Here is a 15,852-nt window from a genome sequence, read left to right on the forward strand (position 1 = left end):
TTTGATGGTAACAAGTTATAATAATCTGTCATGATTACTTTAAAAAAACACATTACATAAGGTAGAATATAAAGGGTTAGTTTAATAAGCACTATTAGAATTTTAAAATCATCATAGAATTTAAACTTAAGCAGGTGGATAAATGGCACAAATTCTAGTAATTAATTTAGGAAGTACTTCATCAAAGATAGCTGTTTTTAATAATCAAATTTGTATCGCAGAAGAATTATTACAACATGATATAAGTATTACTCAACTTTCATTATTAGAACAAGAATCATACCGAGTAAAGTCAATAGAGGCGTTTTTGAGTGAAAATAACATCTCTTTAAAAACGCTTAGTGCAATTGCATGTCGTGGTGGATTATTAAAACCTATAGTCGGGGGAACATATTATATCAATCAAAACATGTATAATGATTTACGTAGTTTTAAATATGGAGTACATGCTTCAAACTTGAGTGGCATTATTGGTTTCAAATTATCCCAAAAATTAAAGATCCCTTCTTTTGTAGTCGATCCGGTAGTTGTGGATGAATTAATAGATATTGCGCGTGTAACTGGAATAAAAGATATACAAAGAAAAAGTGTATTTCATGCTTTGAATCAAAAGGCAGTTGCTAGAGAATATGCAATGTCGATAAAAAGGAACTACAATCAAGTTAATGTTATAGTTGCTCATATGGGAGGCGGAATAACTGTAGGTGCTCACAATAATGGGAAAGTAATTGATGTGAATGATGGTTTATTGGGTGAAGGCCCACTGAGTCCAGAACGCGCGGGCAGCCTTCCGAATGATACACTATATAAATGGGCACATCATCAACAATTATTACCAAATCAACTAAATAATATATTAAGCAAAGAGTCTGGTCTTATTGCTTTATGCGGAAGTAACGACTTAAAGCAACTTATCCAAGAATATAACGAAAACCAAAAAATCCGGTTAGCAATTGATGCAATGATTTATCAAACAGCAAAGTTAATTGGCGAACGAGCAGTTACATTAAAAGGATCAATTGATCAAATCATATTAACTGGTGGAATTGCCAAAAGCGATTTTATCACTAAAAAAATAGATGAATATGTTAATTGGATTGCTCCTATAACAGTATATCCAGGTGAAAAAGAGATGGAATCACTTGCAATCAGAGTAGATGATGTTATTAATAAAAAAGAACAAGCAAAAAATTATAGTTAGGAGTTCGATTATGGCAGAAGAACAATATGACCTAGTGATATTGGGAGGCGGAACTGCAGGCTATGTAGCAGGTATTCGCGCATCTCAATTAGGAAAAAAAGTCGCTATAGTAGAAAATCAATTATTAGGAGGAACTTGTTTACATAAAGGCTGCATTCCAACAAAGTCTTTATTAAAATCAGCAGAAGTATTACATACTGTAAAAACATCATCTTTATACGGTATTGATACAGATGAATATTCAATTAATTATAGTAAAATATTAGATAGAAAAGACGAAATTGTAAATCAAATGTATACCGGAATCGAATATCTAATGCAACATAATCATATTGATATATATAATGGGACTGGAAGAATCTTAGGATCTTCAATTTTTTCTCCGAGACCAGGCACTATTTCTGTTGAATATGAAAATGGAGAGTCTGAATTAATTCCAAATGACTACGTGTTAATTGCAACAGGTTCACAACCTGCAGATCTTCCATTTTTAAAATTCAATCATGAGACAATCGTTTCAAGTACTGATCTGCTTAAATTAAAAGAACTACCAAAATCTATTGTAATTGTTGGTGGTGGTGTGATAGGAATGGAATTTGCTTCATTACTCAATGATTTCGGAACGGATGTCACTGTAATCGAAGCTGGTGAAAGTATTTTACCAAATGAAAACAAAAGCGTTGTTAGTAATTTAAAGGACCATTTCGCAAAAAGAGGCATTAAAATTCACGAAAATGTGTTACTTTCTGAAGACAATATCAAAATAAATAATGAATCTATAGAAATTAATAATAAAGAGCTTAACGTGACAGCTGATAAATTGCTTCTAGCAGTTGGTAGAAAACCAAACACTTCAGATATAGGGCTTAATAATACAAAAATCAAATTAGATTCTAAAGGATTTATTGAAGTAAATGAAAATCAACAAACTGCTGAACAGCATATTTTTGCTGCGGGGGATTGTATTGGTAAACTGCAACTTGCACATGCTGGATCAAAAGAAGGGACAGCGGCAGTAGAATTTATGTTTGAAGATGGATCTATTCCAGTCGATTATAATTCTATACCAAGATGTATTTATACTCATCCTGAAATTGCTTCTATCGGAATGACACTTGAAGAAGCAAAAAATGCCGATTTCAAAAAAGCTAGAAGTTTCAAAGTACCCTTTAAAGCTATTGGCAAAGCGGTTATTGAGGATGCAGAACATCACGATGGATTTTGTGAGATTGTAGTAGATCAATCTACAGATTCAGTATTAGGTATGAGTATGATAGGTCCACATGTCACTGAATTAATAAATGAAGTAGCATTATTGCAATTTATGAACGGTTCAACACTTGAGTTAGGATTGACAACACATGCACATCCTTCATTATCTGAAGTGTTAATGGAAGCTGGACTTAAAGCATCAAAACGCTCAGTTCATGCTTAATTTAAGGAGGAAATTATTATGATGGATTATAAATCTGTCGGGTTAACTGAAGAAGATTTAAAATCAATGTATAAATGGATGGATTTAGGCCGTAAATTAGATGAAAGAATGTGGCTATTAAATAGAGCTGGTAAAATTCCTTTTGTTATAAGTTGTCAAGGTCAAGAAGCAGCACAAATTGGTATGGCTTTTGCAATGGAAAAAGGGGACGTCTCAGCACCTTATTACCGAGATTTAGCATTAATTACTTATCTCGGTATTACTCCGACTGAAACAATGATGTCGGCGTTCGGTAAACGTGACGATATCAACTCGGCAGGTAAACAAATGCCTTCTCATTATAGTAAAAAAGAAGTAGATATACTTTCACAAAGTTCGCCAGTTGGGACACAAGTACTTCAAGGTGTAGGAGCAGCACTTGCTTTGAAGATGGATAAAAAACCTAATATTGCAATGGCTACTTTAGGAGAAGGCACTTCAAACCAAGGAGATTTTCACGAAGGGTTGAACTTTGCAGGAGTTCAAAAGCTGCCGTTCATTTGTGTGATAGAAAATAATGAATATGCTATATCTGTTCCAACAAACCTGCAATATGCAGCTGAAAAGTTATCAGATCGTGCGCTTGGTTATGGTATTCATGGGGAAAGAGTCGATGGAAATGATCCTATTGCTATGTACAAAGCAATGCATGATGCGAGAGAAAGAGCACTTAATGGAGAGGGATCAACATTACTAGAAGCTATGTGTACAAGAATGACTGCTCATTCATCTGATGATGATGATAAATACCGAAGTGCCGAAATCCGTGAAGGATTAAAATCACAAGATTGCAATGTTAAATTTAAAGCACATTTATTAGAACTTGGAATTATTGATGAAAACTGGTTAACAGAAATTGAGAAAGAAAACAAAAGCATTGTTCAAAAAGCAACGAAAGAAGCTGAAGCTTCTCCTTATCCAGATCCAAGCGAAACATATACATTTGTTTACGAAGAAGGAGGAGTACAATAATGGCTAAGTTAACTTATTTATCTGCTATTCAACAAGCTATTTACCAAGCAATGGAAAAAGATCCTGATGTTTTTGTATTAGGTGAGGATGTCGGCAAAAAAGGCGGCGTATTTGGAGTAACTTTAGGCTTACAAGAAAAATTTGGTATAGAGCGCGTTATAGACACTCCTTTAGCCGAATCTAATATTGTGGGTACTGCTATCGGTGCTTCAATGCTAGGGAAACGACCTATTGCTGAAATTCAATTTGCTGAATATATTTTGCCAGCAACCAATCAAATAATGAGTGAAGCAGCCAAAACACGATATCGTTCAAATAATGATTGGAATGTTCCATTGACAATCCGAGCTCCATTTGGCGGCGGAATTCATGGTGGTCTATATCACTCACAAAGTATTGAAAGTGTCTTCGCATCAACTCCTGGATTAACAATTGTAATACCTTCAAATCCTTATGATGCAAAAGGTTTACTATTAGCTTCTGTAGAATCTAATGACCCAGTACTTTATTTTGAACATAAAAAAGCCTATCGCTTACTTAAAGAAGAAGTACCTGAAGAATATTATACAGTGCCTTTAGGTAAGGCGGATGTTAAACGCGAAGGTAAAGATTTAACGGTTTTTACTTATGGTTTATGCGTAAATTATTGTTTACAAGTAGCAGATGTATTAGCTGAAGAAGGTATTGATGCAGAAATTGTTGATTTACGTACAGTTTATCCACTTGATAAAGAAACAATAATAGAGCGTGCGAAAAAAACTGGAAAAATCCTACTAGTGACAGAAGACAACTTGGAAGGTAGTATCATGTCGGAAGTATCAGCTATAATAGCTGAAAATTGTTTGTTTGATTTAGATGCACCTATTATGCGACTTGCTGGTCCAAATGTTCCAGCAATGCCTTTTTCTCCTGTTTTAGAAGATGAATTTATGATGAATCCAGATAAAATCAAAGAAAAAATGCTTGAATTAGCGCGCTTTTAATCGCTAGGAGGACTACAAATGGAAATCAAAATGCCTAAATTAGGTGAAAGTGTACATGAAGGAACAATTGAACAATGGCTCGTTGAAGTGGGAGACACAATTGAAGAATATGCACCTATTTGTGAAGTAATTACAGATAAAGTCACAGCAGAGGTTCCATCAACTGAAGCTGGTAAAATTACAAAAATTTTAGTTGAAGCTGGTGAAACAATTAAAATTGGAACACCTATTTGTGAAATAGAATCAGCAAGCGAAAATAATTCTGAAACAAATATTAAAGAAAAACAAGAACACATTAAAAACGATGACGATTCAGATGAAAGTATTGATTCTAAGAAAGACAATAATAATTTGAAATATGAAGACTCCAGCAAACCTTTAAACAATGGTCGTTTTTCTCCGGTAGTTTTCAAATTAGCATCTGAACACCAAATTGATTTAACTCAAGTAAAAGGTACAGGTTTTGAAGGAAGAGTAACAAAAAAAGATATAGAAAAAGTTATTCAAAATCCTGATATGATGCTCGAACAATCAAATGTACAAGACCAAACGCCAATTCAAAAAGCTGACAATCATGATTCAAACATTTCACAACCAAGTGAAACTGATACATTAAATGCCGAGTCTATACCTGTTAATGGAATTAGAAAACAAATCGCCAAAAATATGGTAACAAGTGTAACAGAAATCCCACATGCATGGATGATGATTGAGGCAGATGCAACCAATTTAGTAAAAACACGAAACCATTATAAAAATAAATTCAAAAAAGAAGAAGGTTACAACCTTACTTTCTTTGCATTCTTTGTAAAAGCTGCAGCTGAAGCACTTAAAGAATTCCCTATGCTTAATAGTAGTTGGCAAGGCTCTGAGATTAAGATACACAAAGATATTAATATTTCAATTGCAGTTGCTGTTGAAGATAAATTATTTACACCTGTGATCCATAATGCTGATGAAAAATCTATAAAAGGAATTGCCCGTGAGATTAATACATTAGCTCAAAAAGCAAGAACAAATAAATTAACACAAGCTGATTTGAGCGGTGGAACTTTTACTGTAAATAACACAGGTACATTTGGTTCAGTTTCTTCAATGGGAATAATTAATTATCCGCAAGCAGCTATTCTGCAAGTTGAATCTATCGTGAAAAAACCTGTTGTCATTGATGATATGATAGCAATACGAAGCATGGTCAACCTTTGTATTTCATTAGATCATCGTATACTGGATGGATTACAAGCAGGAAGATTTATGAACTTTATTAAAAATCGTATTGAACAGTATTCAATAGAACATACACATATTTATTAAATCAAATTTCCTATAATAAACAAGCCAGTTGAAGATTACTTAATTAATTAGTAGAATAAAGTATGAACTTTACTAAGAACTGAAAGGTGATATCGATATGGATTTAAACTTCGATTTATATATGAATGATGTTGTAAAGCAAGCACGAAATGAAATTGAAAACGCTGGCTATGAGCAACTAACAACTCCAGAAGAAGTAGATTCAGTATTTAAACAAGACGGAACTACTTTAGTTATGATTAACTCAGTATGTGGATGTGCAGGTGGGATTGCAAGACCTGCAGCAGAACATGCATTACACTATGATAAAATGCCGGATCGATTAGTTTCAGTATTTGCTGGCCAAGACAAAGAAGCAACTCAACAAGCACGTGATTATTTTGGAGGTTATGCACCTTCAAGCCCTTCATTTGCACTTATGAAAGATGGCAAAATCACAGAAATGATTGAACGTCATCAAATTGAAGGCCATGACATTATGGATGTAATAACACAAATCCAAAACTTATTTGAAAAATATTGTGAAGAACGATAAGAGGACTGGCAGATGAAACGTTTGAATCCCTATAAAATAGGATTTAGAACGATTAAAACTGCTGTAGGAATGGCACTGGGAATAATTATTGCCAAATTAATTGGTTTAGATAATTTTTCTTCAAGTGCCATTTTAGTTGTTTTATGTATTAAACACACAAAAGTACATTCCCTACAAGCAATTATTTCACGTTTTGTATCCTGTATTCTCATACTTATATTAGGCTCTATTATTTTCAGTTTACTTGGTCAAAATGCAATTGTATTAGGTCTTATTGTATTACTTTTTATTCCACTCACAGTTATGATAGGAGTACAAGAAGGGATAGTTACAAGTTGCGTTATTCTCTTACATGTATTTAATGCAAAGGTAATTGATTTCCATTTATTTGTAAATGAAGTTTTATTACTTATAGTTGGACTCGGAATAGCATTTTTAATGAATATGATAATGCCAAGTATGGATAATAAATTAGAAGAGTATAAACATAAAATAGAAAAGCAGTTTACTGAAATTTTCTATACATTCAGTAAATCCTGTTTTGATGTAAATTATAGTTTAGAAGTCCCTTTGAAAGAAGTATCTACTGAGATTCAAAAGGCGAAATCTTTTGCTTTCCGTGATGTAAAAAACCATTATGTTCGAAATGAAAATTCTTATTATCACTATTTCGATATGCGTGAAGAACAGTTAGAAATAATAGAACGCATTCAGCAAATATTAAAATCAATGCAATCAGAAGATGTGATTTTACATCGCTTAGGTAAATTATTTGCAGAAATAGCGAAGAATGTTAATAGCAATGACTATACAGCAATGAGGTTATATTCTTTATATGATTTGCATATTGAATTATACGAGCAACCATTACCTGAAAGTAAGGAAACTCTAATAAATCGTGCTAATGAGATACAAATTGTTAACGAATTAGAAAGATATTTACAAGTTAAATCTCAATTCGGATCGTTAAAATTGTATCATGAAGTGTAGTTAAAAAATAAACCCGCACAGATATATTTTTTAATATATCTGTGCGGGTTCTGTTTAGATTAACATAATTACTGCATCAATGGTGCTAAGCTTGAAAGAATAAGCGCAACGATGACTGCAACTAACATTACGATAATAACTATCTTGGAAACTTTACCTTTAAACACTTCTAACTCTCCTCTAGCAATTGCTCTTTTTAAACGTGATTTTCTATATTTTAAACCACATGGAAGGTCTTTGCAATGCTCATGATTTCTCACTATTATATCATAAATCCACTTCATTTTCTGAAACATATAAGTTTTCCGAAATTAAATATTCATATACACTTATACTATAAAGGAAAGGAGCAATCACATGATAAATAAACAACGTTTACTCGATACATTTTTAGAACTTGTACAAATTGATTCAGAAACAGGTCATGAAGAATTAATCCAACCTATTTTAAAAGAGAAATTTGAAAATTTAGGTCTAGCGGTTAAAGAAGACCATGCTAGTGAACAAAATGGGTTAGGTGCTAATAACTTAATATGTACTTTACCTCCATATAATACTAATGATGAACAAATTGATAAGATTTATTTCACAAGCCACATGGATACTGTAATTCCAGGTATTAATGTAAAACCGATTGTAAAAGATGATGGTTATATTTATTCTGATGGCACTACAGTATTAGGTGCAGACGATAAAGCAGGTCTAGCGGCAATTTTCGAATTAATTAGAAGTTTAAAAGAAAATAATATCAGACATGGACAGATTCAGTTTGTTATTACTGTTGGTGAAGAATCTGGTTTATTAGGTGCAAAAGCGTTAAATTCAGATTTATTGGATGCAAAATTCGGTTATGCAGTAGATGCAAGTTCTCCAGTTGGTACAACTGTTTTAGGAGCACCTACACAGATGAAAATAGCTGCAGTCATTCATGGAAAAAAAGCACATGCTAGTACACCAAATAAAGGTGTAAGTGCCATTAACATTGCTGCTAAAGCAGTAAGTAGAATGAAATTAGGTCAAATTGATGATGAAACAACAGCAAATATCGGCAATTTTCACGGTGGTTCAGTAACTAATATCGTTGCAGATGAAGTAACATTACATGCTGAAGCACGTTCTCATTCTAAACAAAAAATTATTGATCAAATTCATCATATGGAAGAAATATTCAAAACAACAGCCGAAGAATACGGATGCACTGCAGATGTAGAAATAGAAGAAAGTTATCAAGGATTCGAAGTTTCTAAAGAAGCTGAAGTTACTCAAATCGCAATTAAAAGTGCTGAAAAATTAGGTCTAAGCGGAAATACAGTCATTTCTGGCGGAGGTTCTGATGGTAATATTATAAACGCTTTAGGTATACCAACTGTAATTCTTGGAATCGGTTATGAAAACATTCATACAACTGAAGAAAAAATGGAGATAAAATCGTTAAATTTATTAGCTGAACAACTTATCGAAATTGTAAAAATTGTAAGTAATTCTAAGTAAGTTCGATTAAGTGAGGAACCCTTTAAATTATGATACAATAAGATAGAAAATTTTTAATAAGAGAGGTAAGTAATATGACGCAACAAATAGGTGTAGTCGGCTTAGCCGTAATGGGTAAAAACTTAGCTTGGAATATTGAATCAAGAGGATATTCAGTATCAGTTTACAATCGTTCAAAAGAAAAAACTGAACAAATGGTTGAAGAATCTAAAGGAAAAAATATTCACCCCACATATTCTTTAGAAGAATTTGTTAACTCTTTAGAACGACCTCGCAAAATTTTATTGATGGTTAAAGCAGGACCTGCAACTGACGCAACTATTGAAGGTTTATTACCATTATTAGATGATGGCGATATTTTAATTGACGGTGGTAATACAAATTACCAAGATACAATCCGTCGTAACAAAGCATTAGCTGAAAGTGGTATTAATTTCATTGGTACTGGTGTTTCCGGCGGAGAGGTTGGTGCGTTAACAGGACCTTCTATCATGCCTGGCGGTCAGAAAGAAGCATATGATAAAGTTTCTGATATCTTAGAAGCTATTTCTGCAAAAGCTGATGACGGTGCTCCTTGCGTAACTTATATCGGACCTGATGGTGCTGGTCATTATGTAAAAATGGTTCACAATGGTATCGAATATGCCGATATGCAATTAATCGCTGAAAGTTATTCTTTGATGAAAGATGCTTTGCATATGTCTCATACTGAAATTGCTAAAACATTTAAAGAATGGAACAAAGGTGAGCTAGATAGTTACTTGATTGAAATTACTGGAGAAATCTTTAATAAATTAGATGAAGATGGTACACCTTTAGTTGAAAAAGTAATGGACAAAGCAGGACAAAAAGGTACAGGAAAATGGACTTCTATCAACGCACTAGAATTGGGAGTTCCATTGACAATTATTACAGAATCAGTATTTGCTCGCTTTATTTCTTCAATGAAAGAAGAGCGTATCGAAGCTTCTAAACATTTAGAAGGACCATCTCCTAAATTTAATGGTAATAAAGAAGAGTTCTTAGAAAAAATTCGCAAAGCATTATATATGAGTAAAATTTGTTCATATGCTCAAGGATTTGCTCAAATGCGTAAAGCAAGTGAAGAGCATAACTGGAACTTACAACTCGGCGACTTAGCAATGATTTGGAGAGCCGGATGTATTATTCGTGCAAGATTCTTACAAAAAATCAAAGATGCATATGATAATAATTCAGAACTTCAAAATTTACTACTTGATCCATATTTCACTGACGTTGTTACAAACTATCAATCAGCACTACGTGATGTTGTAGCTGAAAGTGTTGCAAATGGTATTCCAACTCCTGGTTTTGCAGCAAGCATCAACTATTATGATAGTTATCGTTCAGAAAACTTACCAGCAAACTTAATACAAGCTCAACGTGATTATTTTGGTGCTCACACATATCAACGTAAAGACCAAGAAGGTACATTCCACACTCATTGGGCAGAAGAAAAATAATTATATATAATAAAGAAAGGCACGGTTGAAATTATCAATCGTGCCTTTCTTTTTTACTCATTGTTAACATCTGGATCAATCGGAATCCATAATTGAATTTTAGTGAAAGGGTCTTCAAAAGAAATATTAAAAGGATAAATCTCTACATACAAGCTATTGTGTTCATAAGGTAATGTTAATTGTAACCTTGTTTCAATATAGTGCCATGCTTCGTTAACTGCAAAATCGATTTCACCTTGCAAGTTGAATTTTGCATATTGTCTAGAAGGCAAATATCGACTTTCTAAATGAGCAGGATAACGCTCACTTGGCACACCCGCAAAAATTTCAGCTCCATTATCTAAAGGGCATTTCACAATAAACAACTCATGAGGACTTATATCGTTATATTTTTGTAATTCTTCAATTCTACCATCATTTAACAACTCTTCTATAAAATCTGCTACCACAAATGGATTGCTTAAATCCTCAGTATTAATGAATCGTGCATGTCCTACCAATGTATATGCATCTGAAGTTTCTAAACGATATGTATAGGGAGGACGATCCGTAGTAGAGATTTTTATATATAGTCGCTTTTGCATTTGCAATTCATCTTGTTTTATCTTCGCCTGAATTGGAGAAACTCCATGATAATCACTAAAATCATTAGCAAATTCATTTGTATCTTTATAATGATATTTTTTAGCAATATCCACTAAACGATATGAGCCTTGTATTACATCTTCGGCAGCTTTTGTAAGTTTTCTTGCTTTAGCATATTCACTGGGAGACTGTCCAACAATCATTTTAAATGATTGATCAAGATGCATTGGAGAAAGACCGACGTAATCACTTAAATCTTGCAAATGGAAAGGCTCAATAATTCGATCTTCGATATAAACAATTGCCTGCTGTATTTGCTTGATAACGTCCAAACTGTTCACTCCTAAAACTACCTTAAATTACTATTGTTTTTTATTATACCGTATTTTCCACTATTTTTCCTTTAAAAAAGGGCTAAAGAATAGACAAGTCTGAACTTAAATTTAAGTACAGACTTGTCTATATATTTAACTATTCACTATTTATTGCTAGTTAATGAATATCGTCCCACCAGTGGAAACCATCGCGACTAAGTAGTAATTCACTATCGAGTGGTCCATTTGTTCCAGATTTGTAGTTAGGGAATTCTGGAATAACTTGATCCCACTCTTCTTGAATTGCATCTACAAATTTCCATGTTGATTTTAATTCTTCCCAATGTGTAAAGTTTGTCGCATCACCTTTTAAACAATCAAATAATAAGTTTTCATAAGCATCTACTGTGTTCATTTTATCTTGAGCACTCATAGAATATGAAAGTTGTACAGGTTCTGTTTCGATGCCTTGTACATTTTTCTTAGCATTTAAATGTAAAGAAACACCTTCATTTGGTTGAATATTGATAACAAGTAAATTTGAATCTAAGTGTTTATCTTTTTCATAATATAGGTTCATTGGTACTTCTTTAAATTCAACTACAACTTGGATTGATTTACGTTTCATTCTTTTACCAGTTCTAATGTAAAACGGCACTCCAGCCCAACGGAAATTATCAATCATAACTTTTCCGGATACAAAAGTAGGGGTATCTGAATCATCTGCTACACGTTCTTCTTCTCTATAGCCAATTACAGGTTGACCGTTAATTTCACCCGGACCATATTGACCTCTGACAAAATTAGTTCGTACGTCTTCAGCACCAAGTGGATGCAGAGATTTCAATACTTTTACTTTTTCAGCGCGGATATCAGCACTATTTAAACTAATAGGTGGCTCCATTGCCAATAATGCTACCATTTGCAACATGTGATTTTGCACCATGTCTTTCAATGCGCCACTTGTTTCATAATAACCGCCACGATCTTCAACGCCTAAAACCTCTGAAGAAGTCACCTGAATATTTGAGATATATTTATTATTCCATAATGGTTCGAACATAGCATTCGCAAATCTTAATACTTCAATATTTTGCACCATATCTTTACCTAAGTAATGATCGATACGATAAATTTCTTCTTCTTTAAAAGACTTACGGATTTGTTTATTTAATTTCTCTGCAGATGCTAAATCGCTACCAAATGGTTTTTCAATAACTAGACGTTTAAATCCACGAGTTTTAGTTAATCCTGATGATTTTAAGTAATCTGTTACTACACCAAAGAAATTAGGTGCCATTGCTAAATAGAATAGGCGATTACCTTCTAATCCGAATTCAGAGTCTAATTTATTACTAAATTGCAATAGTTCATCATAACTCTGCTCGTCGCTTACATCGTGCTTAAAGTAAAATACATGTTCCATAAATTGATCAAGGTGTTTTGTATCTTTTACGTGAGCTTGTATTGATGCTTTAACTTGTTTACGAAATTCATCATTAGAATAATCTCGTCGGCCAATACCAATGATTGCTACATGCTGATCTAAATTATCTTGTTGGTATAAGTGGAAAAGAGATGGGAATAGTTTACGATGGCTTAAATCGCCAGTAGCTCCAAATATTGTAATCAAACATGGTATATGCTTTCTTTTTGTACTCAAGATTCAAAACCTCAATTCTAAATAAGTTATGCTATTATTATAGACTATGCGGAAATGTTATAACACATTTTTGCTTAAATTTATGAGTGATTGTAAATCTAATTATATGGTAAACTTACCTATATAGAGAGGAGCGTTGATATGGAAATCACATTTTTCGGCACGGGTGCAGCATTGCCGACCAAAGAACGCAATACACAAGCAATAGCGCTCAACCTTGATCCTTACTCTAACTCTATTTGGCTCTTTGATGCAGGGGAAGGAACGCAACATCAAATATTACATCATTCTATAAAACTTGGTAAAATAAACCACATTTTTATCACACATATGCATGGTGATCATATATATGGATTGCCTGGACTATTAACTAGCCGTTCATTTCAGGGTGGTGAAAATAAACCATTAACTATCGTTGGCCCAAGAGGGATTAAAAATTATGTTGAAACAACGCTTCAAGCTTCACTATCTAGATTGAATTATCCAGTAACTTTTATAGAAATAGATGATCAATTGCATTACCATCATGAAGGGTTTACTGTATCTGCTTATAATTTAAATCATGGTGTCCCATCATTTGGTTATCGAATCGAAGCTCCCACAACATCTGGAAAAATAGATGTTGCTTCATTGCGTGAGATTGGTATGGAACCTGGTCCAAAATATCAAGAGGTTAAAAACTCCGACTCATTTATTTTCAATGATAAGGTTTATCAATCTTCTGACTTCAAAGGAGAGGAAAAAGTAGGACCGAAAATTGCAATTTTTGGAGACACAATGCCTTGTGAAAATGAGCTTAAGCTAGCAGATAACGCTGATTTATTAGTGCATGAAGCTACATATATTGATGGGGATAGATCCTTAGCAGATAGTCACCATCATAGTCATATCAATGACGTTTTACATTTGCTTGAAGCAACTAATTCAAAACAAGCATTATTAAATCATATAAGCAACCGATATAATCTAAGTGATATAGATGTCATTTATGCAGAATTACAAAACCAATATCCAAATCTAAAATTTAAATTTGTAAGAGATTTTGATACTTTTGAAATATGAATACTACCGAAACAGAATTTGTTAAAAATCCTGTTTCGGTAGTTTTATATTATTGTTTATTGGAAAGTTCTTTACTTCTTTTAACTGCTGCGTTGAAACAGTCTTCAAAAATGCCCTCAATATCATGTTTTGATAGTGCATCTAGACCTGCTTGTGTTGTACCGCCTTTGGAAGTAACGTTTTGTCTTAGTTGTTCCATACTCAAATCTGATCTTTCAATCATTTTTCCAGTACCAATAATTAAATTTCTAATTGATTCTTCAACTTCTTCTTTATCTAATCCGAGTCTTACACCAGCATCTACATATTTTTCAAACACGTGATATAAGAAAGCTGGACCGCTTCCAGTTATCGCTGTCACTTGATGCAATGCATCTTCTTGCACTTCCATCTCTGATCCGAATGCATTAACAATATCGACTACTTTCTGGCGGTCAGTTTCTGGATAATTTTTTGAAAAACTTAATCCAGTTACTGAGTGACCTACTTGCGCATTAGTATTAGGCATAATACGTGCAATAGGATTATCATGACCTAACTCTTTCCGGATATACTGAATGGAAATACCTGCCATTATAGAAATAAACTTATTACGGTCAGTAATATAAGGGCGAATACGGTCAGCTAAAGATTCAAAATCATAAGGTTTAGTACCTAAAAATACAAAATCTGCATCTGCTAATAAAGCAGCATCATCATAGCTGTAATTCACTCCCAGCTCATCAGCATACCCCTTAAGTACCGCTTCATTAGAACGATTCGTAATATATATATCGTTAGGGTCAATCACATTTGAATCAATGATGCCTGAAAAAATAGCATGTGCCATGTTGCCTGAACCATAAAATACAATTTTCATTTTTAATTAGCACTCCCTGTATTAGTGTTAAGTTAATTTATATGATAGCACAATTAATGCACATATTTTACACAACAATGTTATTATTTACCTGTTATCCTTATAATCAAACATATTCTTAGCATAATAAAAGGGAGGAATCATGCATTTGATGAAAAATTTAATCGGTAAACACTTTGTGATAACAGGCGGTACAAGCGGACTAGGCTATGCAATAACAAATGCTGTATTAAAAAAAGGCGCCTACGTGACTTTACTCGTTAGAAACATAGATAAATTCAACAAAACGTATTATCCGTATAATGCACATTTATTAAACGCACAAGTATGTAATTTAAATTCTCGTGCAGCTATAAAAAAACTCTGTTTTAAAAAAGAGGCAATTGACGGGTTAATACATAGTGCAGGTTTAGGTTATTTTAAATCCATAGATGCACATGAAGAAAATGAAATGATAGAGACATATGAAATTAATCTTATTAACTTTAACATACTGCTGAAACAACTCGCTCCATACTTTACAAAACATCCATATATCGTAGGCATAAGCAGTTTAGCTGCCTTTTCTACACAAGTACATAGCGGCCATTATGCTGCTAGTAAAGCGGCATTAAATCAAGTATTGAATACGTACCGTCTGGAACATCCGAATTATCAAGTTATGTTAGTCAATACTGGGCCAATACATACACCATTTCATGCGAAAGCAGATCCTACTTTAAAATATACAGCTCAGGTGGATAACATAATGTTAGATCCAGACAAACTTGCTGAAGAGATCATTAATAATATGTTGAAGAATAAATCTGAAGTTAATAGACCTAAATGGTTACATGCACTTCTTAAATTATACCAATTAGCACCAAGAACAATTGAAAAAACATTTCCAGCGTTATTTAACAATAAAAAAGAATGACATCACGTC

General features: G+C 33.3%; 14 protein-coding genes. 11 read left to right on the forward strand and 3 right to left on the reverse strand.

The window, feature by feature from the left end:
* Positions 1-142 precede the first annotated feature (142 nt).
* The 9 genes from buk to gndA all read left to right on the forward strand — a co-directional run bounded on the left by buk (position 143) and on the right by gndA (position 10,444).
* Positions 143-1,201, forward strand: coding sequence for a butyrate kinase (gene buk, locus DYE31_RS06780; RefSeq protein ID WP_015900390.1), 1,059 nt, complete (start codon positions 143-145; stop codon positions 1,199-1,201).
* Positions 1,202-1,211: 10 nt separating this feature from the next.
* Positions 1,212-2,636: a dihydrolipoyl dehydrogenase gene (lpdA, locus tag DYE31_RS06785; protein ID WP_015900389.1), complete on the forward strand. Its 1,425-nt coding sequence runs from the start codon at positions 1,212-1,214 to the stop codon at positions 2,634-2,636.
* A gap of 18 nt (positions 2,637-2,654) precedes the next feature.
* Complete coding sequence (locus DYE31_RS06790; protein WP_015900388.1) at positions 2,655-3,647, forward strand: thiamine pyrophosphate-dependent dehydrogenase E1 component subunit alpha; 993 nt, start codon at positions 2,655-2,657, stop codon at positions 3,645-3,647.
* Positions 3,647-4,630: an alpha-ketoacid dehydrogenase subunit beta gene (locus DYE31_RS06795; protein WP_015900387.1), complete on the forward strand. Its 984-nt coding sequence runs from the start codon at positions 3,647-3,649 to the stop codon at positions 4,628-4,630. The genes DYE31_RS06790 and DYE31_RS06795 overlap by 1 nt, the downstream gene beginning before the upstream one ends.
* A gap of 18 nt (positions 4,631-4,648) precedes the next feature.
* Positions 4,649-5,944, forward strand: a complete 1,296-nt coding sequence (locus DYE31_RS06800; RefSeq protein ID WP_015900386.1) for a dihydrolipoamide acetyltransferase family protein — start codon at positions 4,649-4,651, stop codon at positions 5,942-5,944.
* A gap of 97 nt (positions 5,945-6,041) precedes the next feature.
* Positions 6,042-6,479, forward strand: coding sequence for a bacilliredoxin BrxB (brxB, locus tag DYE31_RS06805; RefSeq protein WP_015900385.1), 438 nt, complete (start codon positions 6,042-6,044; stop codon positions 6,477-6,479).
* 12 nt (positions 6,480-6,491) lie between these two features.
* Complete coding sequence (locus DYE31_RS06810) at positions 6,492-7,469, forward strand: aromatic acid exporter family protein (protein WP_015900384.1); 978 nt, start codon at positions 6,492-6,494, stop codon at positions 7,467-7,469.
* A gap of 357 nt (positions 7,470-7,826) precedes the next feature.
* Complete coding sequence (locus tag DYE31_RS06820; RefSeq protein ID WP_015900382.1) at positions 7,827-8,960, forward strand: M20/M25/M40 family metallo-hydrolase; 1,134 nt, start codon at positions 7,827-7,829, stop codon at positions 8,958-8,960.
* Between the two features lie 74 nt (positions 8,961-9,034).
* Entirely contained in the window at positions 9,035-10,444 is a 1,410-nt protein-coding gene (gene gndA / locus DYE31_RS06825; protein WP_015900381.1) for an NADP-dependent phosphogluconate dehydrogenase, read from the forward strand.
* A gap of 53 nt (positions 10,445-10,497) precedes the next feature.
* Here gndA and DYE31_RS06830 read toward each other — a convergent pair whose 3' ends face one another.
* Positions 10,498-11,361 (reverse strand): AraC family transcriptional regulator, encoded by an 864-nt coding sequence (locus DYE31_RS06830; RefSeq protein ID WP_015900380.1) that lies wholly within the window; start codon positions 11,359-11,361, stop codon positions 10,498-10,500.
* 160 nt (positions 11,362-11,521) lie between these two features.
* Positions 11,522-13,006, reverse strand: coding sequence for a glucose-6-phosphate dehydrogenase (gene zwf / locus DYE31_RS06835; RefSeq protein ID WP_015900379.1), 1,485 nt, complete (start codon positions 13,004-13,006; stop codon positions 11,522-11,524).
* 141 nt (positions 13,007-13,147) lie between these two features.
* Between zwf and rnz the strand changes: the two genes are divergently transcribed.
* Positions 13,148-14,068 (forward strand): ribonuclease Z, encoded by a 921-nt coding sequence (gene rnz, locus DYE31_RS06840; RefSeq protein WP_015900378.1) that lies wholly within the window; start codon positions 13,148-13,150, stop codon positions 14,066-14,068.
* A 49-nt stretch (positions 14,069-14,117) separates the two neighbouring features.
* Here the strand turns inward: rnz and proC are convergent, their stop codons facing one another.
* Positions 14,118-14,927, reverse strand: coding sequence for a pyrroline-5-carboxylate reductase (gene proC / locus DYE31_RS06845; protein WP_015900377.1), 810 nt, complete (start codon positions 14,925-14,927; stop codon positions 14,118-14,120).
* A gap of 151 nt (positions 14,928-15,078) precedes the next feature.
* Between proC and DYE31_RS06850 the strand changes: the two genes are divergently transcribed.
* Positions 15,079-15,843, forward strand: a complete 765-nt coding sequence (locus DYE31_RS06850; RefSeq protein WP_041613115.1) for an SDR family NAD(P)-dependent oxidoreductase — start codon at positions 15,079-15,081, stop codon at positions 15,841-15,843.
* The last annotated feature ends 9 nt before the right edge of the window (positions 15,844-15,852 follow it).

Origin of the sequence: Staphylococcus carnosus (assembly GCF_900458435.1) — a bacterium.
GTDB classification, from domain to species: domain Bacteria; phylum Bacillota; class Bacilli; order Staphylococcales; family Staphylococcaceae; genus Staphylococcus; species Staphylococcus carnosus.